Origin of the sequence: Promicromonospora sp. NPDC057488, from assembly GCF_042802395.1 — a bacterium.
In the GTDB taxonomy this organism is placed as follows: domain Bacteria; phylum Actinomycetota; class Actinomycetes; order Actinomycetales; family Cellulomonadaceae; genus Promicromonospora.
In genome coordinates this window covers 1-19,881 of sequence record NZ_JBHVEG010000118.1, presented here as the reverse complement: position 1 = coordinate 19,881, position 19,881 = coordinate 1, and the positions used below count along the sequence as shown (strand labels likewise).

At 74.2% G+C, this 19,881-nt stretch carries 17 protein-coding genes; 5 read left to right on the top strand and 12 right to left on the bottom strand.

Translation table 11 applies throughout. The features are described 5' to 3' along the window. Nucleotides 1-60: 60 nt before the first annotated feature. Genes ACFU5G_RS20835 through mtrA form a run of 3 tightly spaced genes read right to left on the bottom strand, consistent with a single transcriptional unit; the run spans nucleotide 61 to nucleotide 4,237 of the window. Entirely contained in the window at nucleotides 61-1,788 is a 1,728-nt protein-coding gene (locus ACFU5G_RS20835) for an LpqB family beta-propeller domain-containing protein (RefSeq protein WP_377249148.1), read from the bottom strand. Further along, nucleotides 1,788-3,524 carry an MtrAB system histidine kinase MtrB gene (mtrB, locus tag ACFU5G_RS20830; protein WP_377249145.1) on the bottom strand — a complete coding sequence of 579 codons (1,737 nt, stop codon included), beginning with the start codon at nucleotides 3,522-3,524 and terminating at the stop codon, nucleotides 1,788-1,790. The genes ACFU5G_RS20835 and mtrB overlap by 1 nt, the downstream gene beginning before the upstream one ends. A gap of 32 nt (nucleotides 3,525-3,556) precedes the next feature. After that, nucleotides 3,557-4,237 carry an MtrAB system response regulator MtrA gene (mtrA, locus tag ACFU5G_RS20825; protein WP_026366090.1) on the bottom strand — a complete coding sequence of 227 codons (681 nt, stop codon included), beginning with the start codon at nucleotides 4,235-4,237 and terminating at the stop codon, nucleotides 3,557-3,559. A gap of 195 nt (nucleotides 4,238-4,432) precedes the next feature. On the opposite strand from mtrA, the gene ACFU5G_RS20820 reads away from it, so the two are divergent. Together ACFU5G_RS20820 and ACFU5G_RS20815 are read left to right on the top strand one after the other, a co-directional pair. Then, nucleotides 4,433-5,833: a sensor histidine kinase gene (locus ACFU5G_RS20820; protein WP_377249142.1), complete on the top strand. Its 1,401-nt coding sequence runs from the start codon at nucleotides 4,433-4,435 to the stop codon at nucleotides 5,831-5,833. Then, nucleotides 5,830-6,531 carry a response regulator gene (locus tag ACFU5G_RS20815; protein WP_377249139.1) on the top strand — a complete coding sequence of 234 codons (702 nt, stop codon included), beginning with the start codon at nucleotides 5,830-5,832 and terminating at the stop codon, nucleotides 6,529-6,531. The genes ACFU5G_RS20820 and ACFU5G_RS20815 overlap by 4 nt, the downstream gene beginning before the upstream one ends. A 61-nt stretch (nucleotides 6,532-6,592) precedes the next feature. Here the strand turns inward: ACFU5G_RS20815 and ACFU5G_RS20810 are convergent, their stop codons facing one another. The 6 genes from ACFU5G_RS20810 to ACFU5G_RS20785 all read right to left on the bottom strand — a co-directional run bounded on the left by ACFU5G_RS20810 (nucleotide 6,593) and on the right by ACFU5G_RS20785 (nucleotide 13,301). Further along, nucleotides 6,593-7,945: a DUF58 domain-containing protein gene (locus tag ACFU5G_RS20810; protein ID WP_377249136.1), complete on the bottom strand. Its 1,353-nt coding sequence runs from the start codon at nucleotides 7,943-7,945 to the stop codon at nucleotides 6,593-6,595. 7 nt (nucleotides 7,946-7,952) lie between these two features. Then, nucleotides 7,953-8,894, bottom strand: coding sequence for an AAA family ATPase (locus ACFU5G_RS20805; RefSeq protein ID WP_377249151.1), 942 nt, complete (start codon nucleotides 8,892-8,894; stop codon nucleotides 7,953-7,955). A 149-nt stretch (nucleotides 8,895-9,043) separates the two neighbouring features. Then, the gene (locus tag ACFU5G_RS20800; protein WP_377249133.1) at nucleotides 9,044-10,324 is read right to left on the bottom strand and encodes a DUF4350 domain-containing protein; all 1,281 of its coding nucleotides are present in this window, start codon (nucleotides 10,322-10,324) and stop codon (nucleotides 9,044-9,046) included. Then, entirely contained in the window at nucleotides 10,321-10,977 is a 657-nt protein-coding gene (locus ACFU5G_RS20795; RefSeq protein WP_377249130.1) for a DUF4129 domain-containing protein, read from the bottom strand. The genes ACFU5G_RS20800 and ACFU5G_RS20795 overlap by 4 nt, the downstream gene beginning before the upstream one ends. Nucleotide 10,978: 1 nt before the next feature. Next, nucleotides 10,979-12,199 carry a hypothetical protein gene (locus ACFU5G_RS20790; protein WP_377249127.1) on the bottom strand — a complete coding sequence of 407 codons (1,221 nt, stop codon included), beginning with the start codon at nucleotides 12,197-12,199 and terminating at the stop codon, nucleotides 10,979-10,981. A gap of 112 nt (nucleotides 12,200-12,311) precedes the next feature. Continuing rightward, a complete protein-coding gene (locus ACFU5G_RS20785) occupies nucleotides 12,312-13,301 on the bottom strand; it encodes a stage II sporulation protein M (protein WP_377249124.1) in 990 nt (329 codons plus the stop codon). Nucleotides 13,302-13,390: 89 nt separating this feature from the next. Here ACFU5G_RS20785 and ACFU5G_RS20780 point away from each other — a divergent pair, with 89 nt between their 5' ends. Beyond that, nucleotides 13,391-14,218, top strand: a complete 828-nt coding sequence (locus ACFU5G_RS20780) for an RDD family protein (protein WP_377249121.1) — start codon at nucleotides 13,391-13,393, stop codon at nucleotides 14,216-14,218. A 56-nt stretch (nucleotides 14,219-14,274) separates the two neighbouring features. On the opposite strand, the gene ACFU5G_RS20775 is transcribed toward ACFU5G_RS20780, so the two are convergent. Genes ACFU5G_RS20775 through ACFU5G_RS20765 form a run of 3 tightly spaced genes read right to left on the bottom strand, consistent with a single transcriptional unit; the run spans nucleotide 14,275 to nucleotide 17,586 of the window. Continuing rightward, nucleotides 14,275-15,465 carry an acyltransferase family protein gene (locus ACFU5G_RS20775; protein WP_377249118.1) on the bottom strand — a complete coding sequence of 397 codons (1,191 nt, stop codon included), beginning with the start codon at nucleotides 15,463-15,465 and terminating at the stop codon, nucleotides 14,275-14,277. A gap of 40 nt (nucleotides 15,466-15,505) precedes the next feature. Beyond that, complete coding sequence (locus ACFU5G_RS20770) at nucleotides 15,506-16,564, bottom strand: glycosyltransferase family 4 protein (protein WP_377249115.1); 1,059 nt, start codon at nucleotides 16,562-16,564, stop codon at nucleotides 15,506-15,508. Continuing rightward, nucleotides 16,561-17,586, bottom strand: coding sequence for an alpha/beta fold hydrolase (locus ACFU5G_RS20765; protein WP_377249112.1), 1,026 nt, complete (start codon nucleotides 17,584-17,586; stop codon nucleotides 16,561-16,563). The genes ACFU5G_RS20770 and ACFU5G_RS20765 overlap by 4 nt, the downstream gene beginning before the upstream one ends. A gap of 127 nt (nucleotides 17,587-17,713) precedes the next feature. Here ACFU5G_RS20765 and ACFU5G_RS20760 point away from each other — a divergent pair, with 127 nt between their 5' ends. Continuing rightward, on the top strand, nucleotides 17,714-18,649 hold the full coding sequence (locus tag ACFU5G_RS20760) for a DMT family transporter (RefSeq protein ID WP_377249109.1): 936 nt from the start codon (nucleotides 17,714-17,716) through the stop codon (nucleotides 18,647-18,649). Then, nucleotides 18,646-19,830, top strand: a complete 1,185-nt coding sequence (locus tag ACFU5G_RS20755) for a glycosyltransferase (protein ID WP_377249106.1) — start codon at nucleotides 18,646-18,648, stop codon at nucleotides 19,828-19,830. The genes ACFU5G_RS20760 and ACFU5G_RS20755 overlap by 4 nt, the downstream gene beginning before the upstream one ends. Nucleotides 19,831-19,881: the final 51 nt, after the last annotated feature.

Sequence of the window (19,881 nt, the reverse complement as noted above, 5' to 3'; positions counted from 1 at the left end):
CCGTTCAGCGGTTCCGCCTCGCCCTTGCCGTGCGCCGGGCAGTACCGGCGGACCAGCAGGTCAGCCCGGGTAGGACGCGAGGTCCACGTCCTCGGCGATCGGCTGCCAGACGCCGGTCTCCTCGTGCTCCAGGTCGCCGCCCCGGGTGACCACGAGGATCCCGTGGTCGTTCACGCCGGCCGCGAGCTGCGCGACGTCGGTGAGCCCCGGCAGCTGGCGCGACTGGCCGCCGGTGCTGGCCTGACCACCCACTCCCGCGGTCCAGACGGCCGACGTGCCGTCGCTGTCCCGGGTCAGGAGCGCGAGCGTGGTGAGCCCGTTCCAGCGGGCCTCGACGGTGTCGACCACCGGTGCCGCCACCGTCAGCGCGGGCGCGAGGCTGACGGGGGTGTGCTGGGCGTCGCGCACCACGCCCGCCACCTGCACCTGCCGACCGGACGGCGTCTCGCTGACGACGGCGACGCGCGCGCCCTCCGGCGACACGGACACGCTGATCACGCGGCGGCCGCTGAGCCACTCGGGCTCCAGCTTGACCACGTCGAGCGTGTCCGTCGAGACCTGCAGCTCACCCTGCCCGCCGCTGGTCCAGGTGCTGCCGAACTTGTCCACCGACGGCGCCGCCAGGTCCGTGCCCTCGAGGATCGGCACGGGGCCCTCGCCCTCGTCGAGGGACAGGTTCACGATCTGGTCGGTGCCGTCGCGCACCACGGTCGGCGTGGTCGAGGGGCTGACGGCGAGCGCGGTCGGGTCGATCCCCGACAGGTCGACGGACATGTCGTGCTCCGCGAGCCGGCCGTCGTCCACCCGGTACAGGTCGCCGTCCTTCAGCACGATCGCCTGGGCGATCGTCGCCGGCAGGTCGACCTCGGCGGCGTCGACGGACAACCTGTTCTGGTCGCTGTACAGCTCGACCGGGATCACGCGGCCGGCGCCCTCGGAGAGGGTGGCGGAGAGCTGGGCGGCGATCACCGCGCGCTGGGCGGCCTGGACGGAGCTGATCTGCTCGCTGAGCCGGATGGCGACGCTCTCGGCGTCGTCCCGGCCCGGCACCGACTGCGACATGAGCTGCGTGCCCTCCGGCACCAGGGACTGCGTGGCGCCCTGGAGCCACTCGGGCGGCCCGGCCAGGGTCTCCTTCACGGCGACCGTCTGCCACGCGCGGCGCGGGAACCAGCGCAGGTCGGGCACGAGGGTCTTGATGTCGCCCGCGCTCGGGAAGTAGAGCCGCGTCGCCCGGAACTGGCTGGTGAACAGGTTCGCGGGCACGAGCACGCCGTTGTCGAGGGCCGAGATGCGCCACTCGCCGCCGACCTTGACGACCTTGAACCGGTAGGGGACCTCCCGAGGGCTGCCGGCCTCGGTGTAGGCGCCGGCGCTGTCGACGGTCGCGATGGTCGTCGCCCGGACGACGATGTCGATCGTGTCGGTGCTCCCGAGCTCGACCGCCTCCTCGAAGGGTTCCGGCATCGGCGCCTCGCGCACGACGCGCACCGCCTCCTCCGGCTCCCAGGTCTGCGCGACGTCGGCGGTCAGGAACTCCCGGGCCGTCTGGAACTCCTTGGGCGACGTCGCGGCCGCGACCGCGGCCTGCAGGAAGCCCGACACGATCAGCTGCGGGTCGGTACCGGGCACGGGGCCCTGCGGCAGCAGGGTGATGTCGCCCTGCGTCTCGACGGGTGCGTTGCCCACCCGGACCGGCCCCGACGTCGGGATCTGTGCGCAGGCGCCGAGCCCGAGGGCGAGCAGCGCGACGACGACGGCCGCCGCCGCGTTTCCGGGCCTGCGCATCAGTGCACCTCCAGGTCGTTCGGCGCGGATCTCGGTCCGGCTTCCGCGCCGTGCTCGTCCGGCTCGCTGTACAGGTCGGGGATCTGCGTCGGCGTCGGGCCCGCGGACGGGTGCACCACGGGGATCTGGCCGGTGCGGACGCCGGGCTCGTGGGACGCGGGCGCCATCGTCACCGGCGGCTCCCCCACCTGGACGCCGGCGCTGCGCGGCAGCGTGAGGCGGAAGCTCGCGCCCTGCCCGGGACGCCCCCAGGCGTCGAGACGGCCCGCGTGCAGGTGCGCGTCCTCGAGCGCGATCGCCAGGCCCAGCCCGGAGCCGCCCGTGGTGCGGGCGCGCGCCGGGTCGGCCCGCCAGAACCGGTCGAAGACGTGCTCGACCTCCTGCTTCGTCATACCGACGCCGTAGTCCCGCACGACGACGGCGACCGCGCGGTCGTCCTGCGCGACGGTCACCTCGACCGGACGCTCCTCGGCGTGCTCGATGGCGTTGACCACGAGGTTGCGCAGGATGCGCTCGATCCGGCGCGGGTCGAAGTCGGCCGCGGCGTCGGCGTCGGGCAGGCGCACGGAGACCCGGACGTCCTTGGTCTCGGCGAGCGGGGCGGCCTGCTCCACCACGGACATGACCAGGTCGCGCAGGTCGCGGCGCTCGGCGTCGAGCACGGCGGCACCCGCGTCGAACCGGCTGATCTCCAGCAGGTCCGCCAGGAGCGACTCGAACCGGTCGATCTGGCCCAGGAGCAGCTCGGCGGAGCGGCTGGCGTCCGCGTCCATCTGGTCGCGCGAGTCGTGGATGATCTCGCTCGCCATCCGGATGGTCGTCAGCGGCGTGCGCAGCTCGTGGGAGACGTCGGAGACGAACCGGCGCTGCATGGCGGAGAGCTCCTCCATGCGCCGGATCTGGTCCTGCAGGCTCTCGGCCATCTCGTTGAACGACCGCGCCAGGCTCGCCATCTCGTCGGCCCCGCGCGCGCCGGGCATGCGCTCCGAGAGGTGCCCCTCGGCGAGCCGCTCGGCCACGGTGGCGGCCCGGGTCACCGGGGTCACCGTCTGCCGGGCCATGGTCCAGGTGACGACGCCGAGCAGCGCCAGCATGCCGAACCCGCCCGCGAGCAGCACGCGGTGCACGAACGACAGGGTCTCCTGCTCCGGCTCCAGCGAGTAGAGGTAGTAGATCTCGAAGCGCGAGTCCGGCGCGGCCTGGACCGTCGAGCCCACGATGACGCCCGGCCGGACGACGTTCCGGTCGTCGATCGCCGGGATGCCCACCGCCTGCAGCACCTGGTCGTCGTCGGAGGCGATGTTCGCCTGGCGCAGCTCGTCGGTGATGACCACGTCCCGCAGGTCACCCCGGGACACGACGTCGGAGACCTGTGCGGTGCCGCCCGGCTCCTGCAGCAGGAAGTAGTCCTGCGCGGTGGAGCCGCTGGTGGCGGTGAGCGTCGAGACCGTGTCGTTCAGCAGGCTCTGCAGCTCGCCGTCCGACGTCGTCGCGGAGCTCGAGAAGTTCTCCGAGACCTGCGTCGTCAGCGCGGCGGCCTCGCGGTCGATCGCCGCGAGACGCTGCTCGTAGATCCCGTCGCGGACCGACGTCGACAGGTACAGCCCGAGCACCGCGATGGCCGCGAGGCCGATCGCCAGCGCGGTGGTGACGACACGCAGCTGCAGCGAGGAGCGCCACTGCGCGACCCCGCGCCGGGTGGCCCGGACCGTGACCACCCGGGCCCGTGAGACCACCCGGCGGAGCCGTGTGACCAGGCCGGACGGCATCAGCGGGTCGCGCCCGCCTTGTAACCGACGCCGCGCACCGTCAGGACGATCTCCGGGTTCTCCGGGTCACGCTCGATCTTGGAGCGCAGCCGCTGCACGTGGACGTTGACCAGGCGCGTGTCGGCGCTGTGCCGGTAGCCCCACACGCGCTCCAGCAGCACCTCGCGCGTGAACACCTGCCACGGCTTGCGGGCCAGTGCCACGAGCAGGTCGAACTCGAGCGGGGTGAGCGCGATGCGCTCGCCGTCGCGCATGACGGTGTGGCCGGTGACGTCGATCTCGACGTCGCCCACCACGAGCCGCTCCGGGCCCGGGTCCTCGCTGCGGCGCAGGCGGGCCTTGATCCGGGCCACGAGCTCCTTGGGCTTGAACGGCTTGGACACGTAGTCGTCGGCGCCGGACTCGAGGCCCACCACGACGTCGAGCGTGTCCGACTTGGCCGTCAGCATGATGATCGGCACGCCCGACTCGGCGCGGATCTCGCGGCAGACCTGGACGCCGTCCTTGCCCGGGAGCATGAGGTCGAGCAGCACGAGGTCGGGTTGGTGGGTCCGGAACATTCCCAGCGCGGAGTCCCCGTCGGCACAGAAGATCGCCTCGATGCCCTCACCCTTGAGGACGATGCCGATCATCTCCGCCAGTGCTGTGTCGTCGTCGACGACAAGAACTCGTACCTTCATGCCCTCCAGTGTGCCAGCCTGGTCCAGTAAACCCGTCCTCGCGGGCTGCTACCTGGCGTTTTCGGCGCAGGTTCACCCGGTTCGGGGCGAATGGCCGCGTTGCGGGAACCCGCACCGGGTACGGGGGACAACCCCCGCGAGATCGGGCGGTCGACCCCATGTCGCGGGCACACCCGCGGGGGCGAACCTGGCACCATGACAACCATGACCGTCGACCGGCTCACGGCCGGTGCCGTCCAGGGCGGCGCCGCCCGGCCAGGTCCCCACTTCCTGACCGCACCGTTCTCGGGCCGCACCTGGCGGGAGCAGGGCTACCTGACCCTGGTGCTCCTGCTGGCCCCGTTCGCCTTCACGTACACGATCTTCGCCGTGAGCTTCACCGTCGGTATCGCCGTCACCGTGGTCGGCCTCTTCGTCGCCGGCGCCGTGGTGCTCGGCGGACGGGGCTGGGGCGCGGTCTACCGCGGCCTGGCCCGCGACCTGCTCGACCTCGACGTCGCCGTGCCGGCCCCGTACGTGCGGACCCGCGGCTTCTGGCGCACGCTCGGCTCCCTGGTCGGCGACGCCACCGGGTGGCGCGCGCTGCTGTTCATGCTGGTCACGTTCCCGCTGGCGATCCTCGCGTTCGTCACGAGCGTGACCATCCTGTTCACCGGACTGGGCGCGCTGACCTACGGCATCTGGTTCCGGTACCTGCCCACGCAGGCCGACAGCGCGGGCACGCTCCACCGGGGCGCCTCGTTCGGCACCGACTACTTCATCGACACACCGCCGCGCATCCTCGTCGCCGCGCTGGCGGGGCTGGTGCTGTTCTTCTGCTGGCCGTGGATCACGCGGATGTTCGCGCTGCTGTTCCGGGTGCTCACCGCCGGCCTGCTGAGCCCGACCCGGGCGAGCCTGCGCGTGGCCGAGCTGGAGCGGTCCCGCACCGGCACCGTGGACGACGCCGACGCCCGCCTGCGCAGCATCGAGCGCGACCTGCACGACGGCACGCAGGCGCGCCTCGTGGCCGTCGCCATGCAGCTCGGCGAGGCGCGGGAGCACCTGGCCGAGGGCGGCGACGTCACCCAGGCCGCCGAGCTGGTCGACACGGCCCACGCGTCGACCAAGGAGGCGCTCACCGAGCTGCGCGAGCTGGCCCGGGGCATCCACCCGCCGGCGCTCGACAGCGGCCTCGGGGTAGCCCTCGAGACGCTCGCCGCGCGGTCGGCCCTGCCGGTCACCGTGGACGTGGACCCGAGCGTCGAGGCGGACGGCCGCCTGGTGCCGGCCCTGGAGTCGATCGCCTACTTCAGCGTCGCCGAGCTGGTCACCAACGCGGCCAAGCACGCCCGCGCCTCCGGGGTGTACGTGCTGGTCGAGTCCGTGGAGCGGGCGGGCGGCCCCGACGCCGCGCTCCGCATCCGGGTGCGCGACGACGGCCGCGGCGGCGCCGAGGTCGTCGCGCCCGACGGCTCGGGGCAGCGGTCGGGCCTGGCCGGCCTGGCCGAGCGGGTGCGGTCGGTCGACGGCACGTTCGACCTGTCCAGCCCGGTGGGCGGGCCTACGGTGGTCACCGTGACCCTGCCCACCGCCCGCGCCACCGGCCCGGCATGACCGGCCCGGCCGTGCCGACCCGCCCGACGCCGGACGCGGGGCTGCGCGTGCTGCTCGCCGAGGACTCGGCGATCCTGCGCGACGGCCTCGCCGCGCTCCTGACCCGCCGCGGCCACGCCGTGCGCACCGTCGCCGACGGCGCCGCGCTGGAGCGCGAGGTGGCCCGCGTCGCACGCGAGGAGTCGCTGCCCGACGTCGTCGTCGCGGACATCCGCATGCCGCCCACCTTCACCGACGAGGGCCTGCGGGCCGTGCTGAACCTGCGGTCCCGGCATCCCGCGCTGCCGGTGCTGCTGTTCTCGCAGTACGTGGAGACCCGGTACGCGAGCCTGCTCCTGGCCGGGGACGCCCGGGGCGTGGGCTACCTGCTCAAGGACCGCGTGGCCGACGTGCGCGACTTCGTCGCAGCGCTCGGTCGCGTGGCGCGCGGCGAGACCGTGCTGGACCCCGAGGTGGTCACGCAGCTCATGGGCACCGCCCGCCAGGACGTCGCCCTGGAACGCCTGTCGGCCCGCGAGCGCGAGGTACTGGGGCTGATGGCCCAGGGCAGGTCCAACGGGGCGATCGCCGACACGCTGCACCTGTCCTACGGCGCGGTCGAGAAGAACGTCGCGGCGATCTTCACCAAGCTCGACCTGCCGCAGGACGCCGCCGACCACCGCCGGGTCCTGGCCGTGCTCCGCCACCTCGGGGTCTGACCCGCCGGGCCGGGGCTGCACCCCGGCCCGGCGTCCGACGTCCGGAGCCCGGCGGCAGGCGTCAGAGCCGCCCGGCCGCCTTGAGGGCCAGGTACTCGTCGGCCAGGCGCGGCGCCAGGTCGTCCGGCAGCGCCTCGACCACGTCGGCGCCGTAGCGGCGCAGCATCGTGGTCACGGCGGTGCGCTCCAGGTCGCCGCGGGCGGCCGCCGCGGCGTCGTACACCTCGGCCACCGTCTCGCGGCCGGCGCGCAGCCCCGCCACCTCCTCGTCCGCGACGGACGCGACGACCACGGTGTGGTCGCGCGCGAGCTGGTCCACCACGGGCAGCAGGCCGTTCTCCACGGCCGCCGGGTCGAGGGTGGTCAGCAGCACCACGAGCGCGCGCTGGGTCATGCGGGTGCGCACCTGCGTCACCACGCCCGGCCAGTCCGTCTCCAGCAGCACCGGCTCGACGGTCGCCAGGGACTCCGCCAGGGCCGGCATGAGGCGCGGCCCGGCCGCGCCCGCCACCCGCGCCCGCACGGTGCGGTCGAACGCCACGAGCTCCACGCGGTCGCCCGCGTGGCCGGCCAGCGCCGAGAGCAGCAGGGCCGCCTCGATGCTGGTGTCCAGGCGCGGGGCGCCCGTCGAGTCCGCGGCGCCCACCCGGGCGGCGGCCGTGCGGCCCGTGTCGAGCACGATCAGCACGCGCCGGTCCCGCTCGGGACGCCACGTGCGCACCACCACCTCACGCCGCCGGGCAGTCGCGCGCCAGTCGATCGAGCGCACGTCATCGCCCACGACGTACTCCCGCAGCGAGTCGAACTCCGTGCCCTCGCCGCGGATCTGCACCGCGGCACGGCCGTCCATCTCGCGCAGCCGCGCCAGGCGCGACGGCAGGTGCTTGCGGCTGGCGAACTCGGGCAGCACCCGCAGGCGCCCCGGCACGGGCAGCGTCACCTGCCGGCCGGCCAGGCCCAGCGGCCCGAGGCTGCGGACGGTCACGCCGCCGGCCGCCCGGTCCCCGCGCCGCGTGGGCACGAGGGTGGTGGGCAGCCGGGCGGCCTCGCCGTCGGGCAGGTCCACGTGGTGCCGCCCCGGGCCGCCCGCGGCCGGGCGCACGCGCTCGGACCGGCCGCGGCCCGGGCCCGCGCCGGCCGAGGGCCCCCACGCGTCCCGGACCACGGCGCGCAGGCGCCGGCCCGAGGCGTTGCGGACCACGAGCTCGCTGGTGGCCTCGGACCGCAGCCGGACGGAGCCCGGCACACGCCGCTGCACCGCCACGCGGCGCGGCGAGGCCGCCAGGGCGACGTCGGCCACGCAGGCCAGGACCACGACCGTGGCCCAGATGAGCACCGTCCCGTTGGCCGGCCAGATCAGCACGGGCACCACGCCGAGGCCCATCAGGGCGGCGGCCCGCCACGTCACGACCATGCGGCCCTCAGCGCGGCACGGGCACGGAGGCCAGCACCGTGTCCAGCACGCCCTCGGCGGTGACGCCCTCCAGCTCGGCCTCGGCGCGCAGCTGCACGCGGTGCCGGAGCGTCGGGTGGGCCAGCGCCTTGATGTCGTCGGGCGTCACGAACGAGCGCCCCGACAGCCATGCCCAGGCCCGCGCCGTGCGCAGCAGCGCGGTGGCGCCACGCGGCGAGACACCGAGCGAGAGGGACGGCGAGAACCGGGTGGCGCGGCAGACGTCGACCGCGTAGCCGAGCACCTCGCGCGACACCTGGACCAGGGCGACCTCGGCGCGGGCGCGCTCCAGCACGCCGGCGTCGGCGACGGGCGTGACCCCGGCGGCGGCCAGGTTGCGGGGGTCGAACCCGGCGGCGTGCCGGGCCAGGACCTCGACCTCCTGGTCGCGCTCGGGCAGCGGCAGCACCAGCTTGAGCAGGAACCGGTCGAGCTGGGCCTCGGGCAGCGAGTAGGTGCCCTCGTACTCGACGGGGTTCTGCGTGGCGATGACCAGGAACGGGTCCGGGAGCGGACGCGGCGTGCCGTCCACCGACACCTGCCGCTCCTCCATGGCCTCGAGCAGGGACGCCTGGGTCTTCGGGGGCGTGCGGTTGATCTCGTCCGCCAGCACCAGGTTGGTGAACACGGGGCCCTCGCGGAACGAGAACTCGGCCGTGCGCGCGTCGTAGACGAGCGAGCCCGTCACGTCACCCGGCATGAGGTCGGGCGTGAACTGGATGCGCTTGGTGTCCAGCTTCAGCGCCGCCGCGAGGGTGCGGACCAGCAGCGTCTTGGCGACGCCCGGCACACCCTCCAGGAGCACGTGCCCCTGGCAGAGCAGCGCGATGAGCAGGCTGGTCACGGCCGCGTCCTGCCCGACGACGGCCTTGCCCACCTCCGTGCGGACGGCCGCCAGGGCGGAGCGCAGCTCCTGCGACGGGGCGGGCGGGGCGCTCGGGGCGGACGCCGGCGCGGGCTCGGCGTCGGCCTGGCCGTCGACCGGGACGGTCTGCACGGTCTGGGCGGACGCCGGCTCCGCGGGCTGCGCGGTGGGCTGTTCGGGGAAGGCTGGTTCGGTCACGGTCGGTGGACCTCGCTCTCCAGGGTGTCGAGTCGGCGCACGAGCTCGGCGAGCGCGGCGTCGTCAGCGGGCGGTGGGCCGTAGAGCAGGTCTGCCACCTGCTGCGACGGGCGGTTCGTGGCGGCCACGACGGCGTCGACCACGGTGTTGGCATCGGAGGAGCGGGCCAGGCCGAGGCGCGTGGCGACCCGGTCGGCGGACGCGGCGCGCAGGCCCGCGGCGGCGTGCCCGCGGGCGCGGGCCGCCCGGTACAGCCGGGCTCGGCCGCGGGTGGCCTCGGCGGAGCGGACGAGCACCGGCAGGTCCTCGACCACCAGCGGGCCCATGCGGCGCACCCGCCAGAAGGCGAGCAGCACGGCGGCGAGCACCACCACGAGGGCGACGGGGGCCGACCCGGGCGGCATCAGCGCGTTCACCTGGCCGCGCTCGGCGGGCGTGGGCGTGTCCCCGCCGGTGCTGATGTCCATCGGGTTGGGCACCAGCCAGACGAGGTCCTCGTTCTGCCCGAGCATCCACAGCGCGAGCGCCGCGTTGCCCTCGTCCAGGACCGAGCCGTTGCGGACCACCGCGGGGTCGTTGACCACGGTGACCGAGCGGTCCGGGAAGTCCAGCCGCGCGTAGGCGTAGGCCCCGGTGTCGTCCGGCCAGCACAGCACCGGGCGGACCTTGTCGGAGCTGTCCGACGCGTCGTACAGGCCGGGGGTCAGCGTGACCGTGCCCGCCGCCTCGGCGGCCGGGTCGGCGCACTGCGGCTGCGTCGGAGCGGCCTGCTCGCCGTAGGTGATGTCGAGCATGTCCTGGCTCACGCCCGCGACCATGCTGTAGTCGGGCTGGAGCACGACCAGGTCGGCGCCCGTGCGGTTCAGCGCCGAGATCTGGTCGTCGGCGAAGAACGACGGGTTGGGCGTGATCAGCAGCGTGCTGTCCTTGCCCGCGGCGGCCACGGCGTCGGCCACCGAGGTGACGTGGGTGATCTGCACGCCCTGGTCCTTCAGCACCTCCGCCACGGCCATGGCCCCGCCCGGCTCCGGGTTGTCCGGCGCGTACGGGTCGGCGGACGTCGGCGGGCGGACCACCGCGAGGAACAGCACGAACAGCGCGACGATGCCGAGCACCGTGAGCGGCCAGCGCGCCCGGCGCCACCGGCTCGCTGCGCGCGACCGGCCGGTCGTGTCGTCGCCGATGACCACCGGCGGCTCGTCGACCGGACCCGTGGGCGCCGACGCCACCGCGGACGGCGGCGTCGGGGCGGGCGGGGCCGGGAGCTGCGCGGTCATGCGGACACCTCGTGCTGCTCGTCGGCGCGCCCGGCCACGGTGCCGGGCCGGGCCGCGGCGACCTGGGTATCGAGCTCACGCAGGGCCGCGTCGTCCGCGGCCGTGGCGACCCGGTCGCCGTACTCGACGCCGTCGAACAGGTCGGCGCCGGAGCGCAGGCCGGCCGCCTGGCCGGGCAGGCGCTCGCCCGCGTCGCCCGCGGCCTCCTGCGCCGTGCGGCCGGGGCGCGGCTCGATGATCACGCGTTCCTCCAGGGACCGGACCACGGCCCGGAAACGTTCGGCGGCGGCCTTGTTCCAGTCGCCCGACGCCGCGGCGGCGTCGGCCGCGCTCCGCATCTGGGCGGCCGTGCGGGCGTCGTCGGTGTCGAGCACCTCGGCGGAGCCCGCGCGGTCGCGGCCCAGGCGCACCGGCCCGGCCACCAGCCAGGCGATCCCGAGGACGATCGCCGCGACGACGGCGATGACGATCCCGAGCTGCGGCCCGGACATCGAGGCGTCGGGCCAGTCGATCCCGTTCAGCCAGTCCATGACCCAGCCGATCAGGCGCGACAGCAGCGACTCGCGCTCCGCGTACTCGGGACGCTGCAGCTCGCTGGTGAGCCACTCGCGTGCGGTGTCCCGGTCCGGGACGACGGGCAGATCGGCCCTCATGTCACTTGTCCGCCGCGGCTGCGGCCGCGGCCTGCAGCTGCACGTCCAGTCCCTCGCGACGCATCCGGGTGTCGATGTAGAGCAGGGCGACGACGCCGCCGAGGAACAGCACGCTCATGCCGCCCGTGATCACGTAGGTGAGCCCGTAGCCGGCGGCCATGGCCGCGTCGCTGGCCGTCATCATCGCCACGCCCATCAGCGCGCCGATCGGGAACGCGACGATCTGACCGATCACGCTCAGGATGATCGAGGTCAGCAGGTAGATGCCGAGCACCCGCCAGAACGTGCCGCGCGTCAGCTTCCAGGCGCGCGTGAATGTGGCCCAGAACCCGCCGCCCTCGACCGCGAGCGCCGGCGGGACCAGGATCACGCGGGTGAACGCCCAGACGCCGGCCACCAGGAGCGCGGCGAGCACGAGGAACACGCCGACCACGCCGAGCGTGGGGTCCACGGCGAAGAGCCCGACGATGACGCCGACCGCCACGGTGTAGGCCACGATCATGACGAGGGCCGACAGGAGCGAGAAGCCGATCAGGAACCAGGCGCGCTTGGCGACGCGTCGCCAGGCGTCGGACACCGAGATCTTGCGGCCGATGACGGAGTCGCTGACGGAGATGGCCATGACGCCCATCGCGAGCGGCGTGGCGAGCGTGAGCAGCAGCCCGGTGCCGAGCAGCGACCCGTAGGTGACGCCCAGCATGTCCTGCGTGAGGCCCATGTCGTCCAGCAGCGGGTCGTTCCCGGCCGTGGCGAGGACGCTGCCGAACAGGTCGGTGAACCAGGTGGTCAGCGGGATGCTGAGCAGGGTGCCGATCGCGACGGCCACGATCACGATGATCGCCGTGAGCCCGAGCGTGACGGCAGGGTTGTGCCGCACCGCGCCGAACGCGCCGTCGTACAGCTCACCGAGGGTGAGGGGGCGCAGCGGGACGATGCCGGGCTTGTCGGCGGCGGGCCGGTAGCCCGGGACCGCTCCGCCGGGCGCGTGCTGGCCGTACTGGCTCTGCCCGTACTGGGTCTGGCCGTACTGGTTCTGCCCGTACTGCCCGGCGGGCGGCGTGCCGTACTGCGGCTGCGCCGGCGCCTGCGGAGCGGACGGGTCGTACCCGGGCGCGTACTGCCCGTACCGCGGCGGCTCGCCCCAGCCGGCGGGCTGGGACCCTCCGGACTGCGGGGGCGTCGGCTGCGCCGGCTGGTCGGGTGCGCTCTCGGGCGTCGTCATGGGGCGTGCTCCGGATGTCGTCTGGGGTGGTGCCTGTGCGCCGCAACCCTAGTACGGGGCACCGACACGGGGTGGCGTAACTCGTGGGCCCGGGCGGGTCGCCACGCAACCGTCACCCGGCTGTAACCACCGTAGCGCCGGCCTCGTGCTCGGCGAGGTCGCCGGAGGCGCCGGCCCGGACGGCCCGGCCGCCCAGCACGTACACGTAGGTCCAGAAGGCGGCGAGCACGATCGCGCCGATCACGATCTTGAGCCACCAGTACAGCCCGGAGCCGGTCACGAAGCCCTCGACGAGGCCGGAGACGGCCAGGGCCACGGCGAGCCCGATGACCGTTGTGATCAGGGCGCGGCCCTCGGCGGCCATGGCGACCGAGCGCTTGCGGTGCCCGGGGTCGATGAGCGTCCAGAACAGCCGCAGGCCTGCGGCACCCGCCACGAAGATGCAGGTCAGCTCCAGCAGGCCGTGGGGCGCGATGAGCGTGAGGAAGAGGTCGAGCTCGTCGTGCGCGGCCATCATGCCGCCGGTGGCGCCGATCTGGACCGCGTTCTGCCAGAGCACGTTCAGGGTGAAGAGGCCGGTGATGCCGCCGGCCACGGCCTGCGCCGCGATCCAGGCGTTGTTGGTCCACACCACGGCGGCGAACCCGATGCCGGGGTCGTAGTAGGAGGCGAAGGCCTCGTTGACGTAGTTCTCCTGCGCCGACGGCGGCATCATGGCGTTCATCGCCTCGGTGTCGGAGGCGATGTAGACGCCCGCGACGATCGCGACGAGGAGGCAGGCCGCCGTCACGGCGTGCGACCACCACCGGATCCGGTAGAACGCGGCGGGCAGCGACACGACGGCGAAGCGCACCACCTCGCGCCAGGCGGGCTCGTGGGACCCGGCGATGCGGGTGCGCGCCCGGTTCAGCACGTCGGACAGCCGGGTCACGAGCGCCGGGTCCGGCGCCGCCGAGCGCACGGTCGACAGGTGGGTGGCCACGGACTGGTACAGGCGCACCAGCTCGTCCGACTCGGCGCCGTCCAGGCGGCGCCGGGACGAGAGCTCCTTGAGGCGGTCCCACTCTGCGGCGTGCACGGCGGTGAAGGCGTCGATGTCCACGACGGTAGTCTGCCGCACAGGGACCGCGGCCCGTCCCGAGGCCCGCACCAGCAGACTCATCCGACCAGACCCACCCGACCGGAGGAACCGTGCAGGACGGCATCGTCATCGGCGAGGGCGTGGTGCTGGACGCGCGCCCGGCCTCGTTCATCACGCGCGCCATGGGCGCCATGCTCGACTTCCTCGTGATCGGCGTGGTCGTCACGGCCGTCCTGATCGTCGGCGCGGTCTGGTTCCTGGAGAACGCCGTGCTGGGCGAGGACATCGCGATGGTGGTCTACGTCCTGGCGAACGTCGTGGTCATGGTGGCCGTCCCGGTCACGGTCGAGACGCTGTCGCGCGGCCGCTCCGTCGGCAAGCTCGCGTGCGGCATCCGCGTGGTGCGCGACGACGGCGGCCCGGTCCGGTTCCGGCACGCCCTGGTGCGCGCGCTCATCGGCGTGATCGAGCTGTGGCTGACGTTCGGCGCCATCGCCGCGATCGCCTCGCTGTCCAACGCGAAGGGCAAGCGCCTCGGCGACCTGGCGGCCGGCACGTACGCGGTCCGCGTGCGGGGCGGCAAGCCGGTCTCGGCCCCGATCGTGATGCCGCAGTCCCTGGCCGCGTGGGCCCGCACGGCGGACATGCGCCGGCTGCCGGACGGGCTGGCTCTGGCCGCCCGTCAGATGCTGGGCCGCGCCGCGCGCCTGGCGCCGGAGTCCCGGGCGCGGCTCGCCGACGACCTGGCCGGCCGCATCGAGCCGTACGTGGCCCCCGGGCCGCCGCCGGGCACGCACCCCGAGGCGTTCCTGCACGCGGTCCTGGCCGAGCGCCGCGAGCGCGAGCTCGGCGCGGGTCAGCAGGAGCGCAAGCGGGCGCAGGAGCAGGCGGAGCTGCTGCACCGGCTCCCGTTCGCGGTCGCCGACCCGCCCCGCTGACGCCTTCCGTCAGGCGCGCCCTCGGTCAGGCGCACCGCCGTCGGGCGCGGCCGCCGTCAGGTGCGGACGTCGTCCCAGGCCCGCATCAGGCCCTTCGAGCGCAGCGCCGACGAGCAGCGCAGCAGCCCGGCCTGCACCGCCTTGCGCAGCCGGGTCGACGTCGGCCGCTCGACGCCGTAGTGGATGAGCGCCGCCAGGACCAGGCTCAGCGCGCCCGCCGCGAAGAGGGCCACGGTGCGGGTGGTCTCGTGGGCCAGCACGTCGATGACGGCGTACCCGAACTGCGTGTGCACCAGGTAGACCGGATAGGTCAGGGCGCCGACCGTGCCCAGCACGGTCGCGACCCGGCGGGGTGGCGCCGTCCTGCCGCGCAGCGTGGTGGCCCAGACCGCCACCACTCCGGCCAGCATGATCATCACGGTGATCACGGGGTTGACGGGGACGCCCTGCAGGTCGGACGCGCGACCGGCGGCCTCCAGCACCCGCATCACGCACAGCACGAGGCCCCCGACGAGCAGCGTGCTGGTGACGACGTCGAACCCGTCGCGGTAGGCGAGGAACAGCAGCATGCCGACGGCGAAGTACGGGGCGTAGGACGGCACGAGCCAGTCGGCCAGCCAGTGGGCGCCGAGCTCCTGCGCGCCCCAGCCGGCGAGCGGCCAGAGCGTGGCGAAGGTCAGCACGCGGTTGCGCGTGAGCGGGCCGAGCGCCAGCACCGCGAGCACCAGCAGGTAGAACTTCAGCTCGACCAGCAGGGTCCAGAACACGACCTGGACGCCGGAGACGTCGAAGAGGTCCTGCACCATCGTGAGGTTGACCAGGGTCTCGGTCAGGTTGGTCTGCCGCCCGCCGGACCAGAACTGCTGCAGGCCCACGGTCAGGACGATGCACGCCCAGTAGGCGGGGAAGAGCCGGCCCACGCGGGAGGCGACGAAGCCCGAGATCCCCCGGCCGTCGGCGCTCAGCAGGATCACGAACCCCGAGATCACGAAGAACAGCTCGACGCCCAGCCACCCGTACCGCGTGACCTCGTTGAGCAGCGGGAACGCCCGCACGGGGTCGGCGCCCCAGTAGTTGGTCGCCGTCGAGGTCGCCGTGAAGTGGTAGAGCAGCACGGCCGCCGCGGCACCGAACCGCAGACCGTCCATGGCTACCAGGCGGCCGGTGACCTTCCGGTGTGGAGCGCGCGTGGTGGCAGGGCTCGCCTCGGGAACGGTTGCGGTCAGGCTCTCGTCAGGAGGGGTCATCGCCGCCGACCTTAGATCACGGAACGATAACGGTCAAAAATCACCTTACCAGAAGCGCCAGGAGCGTTTTGGCCGAAGTGTCCCAGTCGTACCCGGACGCGCGGAGCCGTGCGGCGGCCGACCGCTCGGCCCAGGTCTCCGGGTCGTCGAGCGCTCGGACGGCGGCGACGTAGCCGTCGACGTCGTCCGGGTCGACGTACGCGCCCGCCGCCCCGCCGACCTCGCGGAACACCGGGATGTCGCTGACCACCAGGGGCGTGCCGAGGGTCATGGCCTCCACGAGCGGCAGGCCGAAGCCCTCGTCGCGGGAGCCCGAGACCAGCGCCGTCGCGCCGCGCAGCACGTCGCGGTAGTCCTCGTCGGAGGCGCCGTCGTGGAAGACGAGCGTGCCCGGCCCCGCCAGCTCCGTCAGCGCCGCGCGTCGCTCGGCCGTGACCGGGCTCATCAGGTGCAGCTCCCACCCGGGCAGCTGCGCCATGGCCCGCGCCGGCAGCTCGACGTTCTTGTACGGCATGAACGAGCCCATGTAGACCAGCGAGCGGGTCCGCTCCTTGCGGGGCAGGTCCGGCACCGGGTCGGGCGCGTTCGGCACCACGGTGACCGGACGCCGGGTCAGCCGGTGGGCGGCGATCAGGTCGCGCGTGGTCTCCGAGACGGTCACCACGGCGTCCGCCCGGTTCAGCAGCACGCGCTGCGGCCACCACGCGAGGTGGAACGCCCGCCAGAGCAGCCGCACGGCGGCGGGCAGGTTCCGCGGGGGCGTGGGGTGCCGGTAGTAGATGAGGTCGTGCAGGGTCAGCACCACCCGGTAGTCCCGGCCCCAGGTGCCCATCGTCTGCATGGGGCTGAACACGACGTCGGCGCCCGTGCGGCGCACCTGCCGGGCCACGAACGGCTCGCGCCAGCTCGTCGGCGCGCTCACCCGGTGCCACGGCAGCCCGGCCGGCAGGTGGTCGAGCTGGCGCTCGTCGTCGACCAGCACCTCGATCGGGTGCAGCCGGGCCAGCGCCGTCACGATGCCGGCGGTGTAGCGGCTGATCCCGTCGTGCCGGCCGACCCGCAGGTACCGGCAGTCGACGACGATCTTCGGCCCCGTCACGACGTGGCTCCGTCGAGGCCCGTCAGGAACTCCTCGACCTGCTCGGCGACGGCGTCCGGCGCCTCGTAGTGCGCCAGGTGCCCCACCCGCGGCACGACGGCGAGCCGCGCGTCGGCGAACAGGCCCTCCAGCACGCGCTGGGACGGCAGCGGGGCCACGTCGTCGTTCTCGGAGGCGACCAGCAGCGTCGGCAGGGCGATCGCCGGGGCGTACCCGGAGACATCCGTGCCCACCGAGGCGTGGAACGCCTGGAGCAGCGTGCGCCGGTCGGCGAACCCGGAGAAGTACCGGTCGTGCTCGGCGTGGATCCAGCGCCGCAGGTCCCGGTCGTCCGTAGTGACCATCGCCACACTCGCCACCCGCGTGAACACCGGGTGCCGCAGCAGCCCCGTGCCCACCCGCTCCGGGAGCGCCGCGGCCAGGCGGTGCACCCCGACCGTCACCGCGCTCAGCACCCGGCGCGGTCCCGCGAGCGCCGCCGTCGCGATCGGGTTGACCAGGACGAGCCCGCGCAGGGCCGGGGCGCCCGGCGTCGCGGCCGCCACGGTGGCCGCCGCGACGATCGAGCCGAAGGAGTGGCCCGCCAGCACGGCGTCCCCCTCGGGTACGAGCGCGGTCAGCAGATCGGCGGTCCAGCCGGCATAGCCGGGGATGTCGTGCACCCCGTCCCGAAGCGGGGCGGAACCCCCGAACCCGGGCAGGTCGGGCACATATACCTGCACGTCAGGGCGCCGCCGCACGAGGTGCGCGACGATCGGCTCCAGCCCGTGGTGATCGCCCCGCAGCCCGTGCAGGAACACGATCCGGTGCGGCGCGGCGGGGTCGCCGTAGACCCGGACGTGGGCGCGGACGCCCCGGATCTCGAGGTCCGCGTCGCGCGCGGGTGTGGCCGCGACCAGTCCCGCGTACGGTGCCTTCTGCGGGGAGGCGCCCGGCGCCACGTGGTCCGGATCCCGCCCTGCCCCGGGTGCTGTCCCGGGCGGCGACGCGGCGCTGTCGCGCGGGTGCGTGTCGGTGTTCATCGCGCTGACCCTAAGCACTCGAGGGACGGTCACGGGAGGGGTCCGAGAAAGATGGGGGAAAACCCCCATGTCATTACGGGGGGAAACCTGGTGGCGGAGAAGGGCATCCTTACGTCACCGTTGTCCCATGCAAGCCATAGCGGTCGCCCTCGCCGTGCTCGGCGCCGCCCTGTTCGCCGGGGCAGCAGTCCTGCAGCACCGCGAGGTGGCCGACCTCTACGGAGAACCCGACCCCCGCGAACGCGTCATGTCGCTGCGCCGGCTCAGCCGGATCGCCCGGCGACCCGGCTGGCTGGCCGGGTTCGGGCTCGCGGCGGGCGGCACGATCGTGCACGCCGTGGCCCTCGCCCTCGCCCCGCTCCGCCTGGTCCAGCCGATCGGCGTGCTCGCGGTACCCGTGGCCGTGCTGCTCTCCTCGCTCCGCCTGCGGCGCGCGCCCGGCCGCAGCGTGCTGCTGGGCGTCGCCCTGACCATGGCCGGCGTCGCGATCTTCGTGGCCGCCTCGGTCAGCGCCACGTCGGGCAACCCGCCACCCCCCGGCTCCACCCTGCCGACGATCCTGGTCGTCGGCGGCGTCGTTCTCGTCCTCGGTGCGGCCGGCCTCGCGATCGGCGGCTGGCTGCGCTGCGTCGCCTGCGCGACGGCGGGAGCCACCGCGTTCGGCCTGCTCTCCGCGCTGATGCGCGTGATCTTCCAGGAGCTCGGCGCCGGCGACACCCGCTGGTACGACCCGCAGGTGCTCGGCACGGCGGCGTGCGCCGTCGCGGCGCTGGTGCTGGGCGGCTGGCTCGTCCAGCAGGCCTACCCCGCCGGCCCGCCCGAGGTCGTGGTCGCCTGCCTGACCGTCGTCGACCCGATCGTGGCCGTGCTGCTCGGCGCGGTGCTCCTCGGCGAAGGGGCCGACACGTCCGTCGGCACCTGGTTCCTCCTCGGCGGGGCGGCGCTCGCCGCGGCCGCCGGGGTCCTCGTCCTTGCCCGGCTCCACCCAGATGCCGTCGCGGCCCGCGCGGCGCGCAGCAACCCTTCGAGACTTCCCGAACCATCGAGAGGTACAGCACAGTGAACCTGCCTGGTACTCCCCGCACGATCTTGATCGGCGCCGATACCTACCCGCCCGCCGTGAACGGCGCCGCCCGGTTCGCCGGCAGCCTGGCCACGGGACTGGCCGGCCGTGGGTACGACGTGCACGTGGTGGCCCCGTCGCCGACGGGCAAGCCGGTGCGCGAGGTACGCGAGGGCGTCGTCCTGCACGGCCTGCGGTCCAGCCGGTACCCCACGCACCACAACCTGCAGATCTCCCTGCCCTGGGAGACCCGCCGGGCGATCGCGGACGTCCTCGACGAGGTCCGGCCCGACGTCGTGCACACCAACGGCAGCTTCATCGTGGGCCGCGCGCTGGTCGACGCGGCACACCGCCGGGACCTGCCCATCGTGGCGACCAACCACCTGATGCCCGAGAACCTCGTGGGCTACCTGCTGGTGCCGGGCTCGATGCACCGCCGGGTCGGCCGCTGGCTCTGGCAGGACATCGGCCGCGTCTACGCCAAGGCCGACGTCGTCACGGCGCCCACGCCCCGCGCCGTCGACCTGCTCGCGCAGCACGCCGGCCTGAGCCACGCGATCCCCGTGTCCAACGGCATCGACACCGACCGGTACACGACCACCGTCCGCGAGGGCCGCGACGAGCCCACCGTGCTGTTCGTGGGGCGCCTGGACCAGGAGAAGCGGGTCGACGAGATCATCCGCGCCTTCGCGCTGCTCCCCGAGAACCTCCCCGGCCGGCTGGAGATCGTCGGCACCGGCGGCAAGGCCGACGACTGGGCCGCGCTCGCCGCCGAGTGCGGCGTCGCGGGCCGCGTCCGGTTCCGTGGGTACGTGCCCGACGACGAGCTGCTCGCCGCCTACTCCGACGCCGACGTGTTCTGCATGCCCGGCGTGGCCGAGCTGCAGAGCCTGGTGACCCTGGAGGCCATGGCCTCGGGCCTGCCCGTGGTGGCCGCCGATGCGATGGCGCTGCCGCACCTGGTGCGCCCCGGCGTCAACGGCTGGCTCTACACCCCGGGCGACGTGCGCGAGCTGGCGAACCGCCTGGGCGACCTGCTGGCCGACGCCGGCCTGCGGCACCGGATGGGCGCCGCGAGCCGCGAGCTCGTCGCGGCGCACGCCGTGGACGGCACACTGGACGCGTTCGCCGAGATCTACGAGAAGGTGCACGCCACGCGCGCGACCCCGGCTGCGGCCTGACCCTGCGGTCGCATCGCTGGTCGAGCTTGTCGAGACCCCGGGGTCTCGACA

What these genes read in the sequence shown, in the direction of transcription:
- ACFU5G_RS20835 (WP_377249148.1), bottom strand. Translation starts at nt 1,788, where the DNA reads ATGCGCAGGCCCGGAAACGCGGCGGCGGCCGTCGTCGTCGCGCTGCTC.
- mtrA (WP_026366090.1), bottom strand. Translation starts at nt 4,237, where the DNA reads ATGAAGGTACGAGTTCTTGTCGTCGACGACGACACAGCACTGGCGGAG.
- ACFU5G_RS20820 (WP_377249142.1), top strand. Translation starts at nt 4,433, where the DNA reads ATGACAACCATGACCGTCGACCGGCTCACGGCCGGTGCCGTCCAGGGC.
- ACFU5G_RS20815 (WP_377249139.1), top strand. Translation starts at nt 5,830, where the DNA reads ATGACCGGCCCGGCCGTGCCGACCCGCCCGACGCCGGACGCGGGGCTG.
- ACFU5G_RS20810 (WP_377249136.1), bottom strand. Translation starts at nt 7,945, where the DNA reads ATGGTCGTGACGTGGCGGGCCGCCGCCCTGATGGGCCTCGGCGTGGTG.
- ACFU5G_RS20800 (WP_377249133.1), bottom strand. Translation starts at nt 10,324, where the DNA reads ATGACCGCGCAGCTCCCGGCCCCGCCCGCCCCGACGCCGCCGTCCGCG.
- ACFU5G_RS20795 (WP_377249130.1), bottom strand. Translation starts at nt 10,977, where the DNA reads ATGAGGGCCGATCTGCCCGTCGTCCCGGACCGGGACACCGCACGCGAG.
- ACFU5G_RS20790 (WP_377249127.1), bottom strand. Translation starts at nt 12,199, where the DNA reads ATGACGACGCCCGAGAGCGCACCCGACCAGCCGGCGCAGCCGACGCCC.
- ACFU5G_RS20775 (WP_377249118.1), bottom strand. Translation starts at nt 15,465, where the DNA reads ATGACCCCTCCTGACGAGAGCCTGACCGCAACCGTTCCCGAGGCGAGC.
- ACFU5G_RS20765 (WP_377249112.1), bottom strand. Translation starts at nt 17,586, where the DNA reads ATGAACACCGACACGCACCCGCGCGACAGCGCCGCGTCGCCGCCCGGG.
- ACFU5G_RS20760 (WP_377249109.1), top strand. Translation starts at nt 17,714, where the DNA reads ATGCAAGCCATAGCGGTCGCCCTCGCCGTGCTCGGCGCCGCCCTGTTC.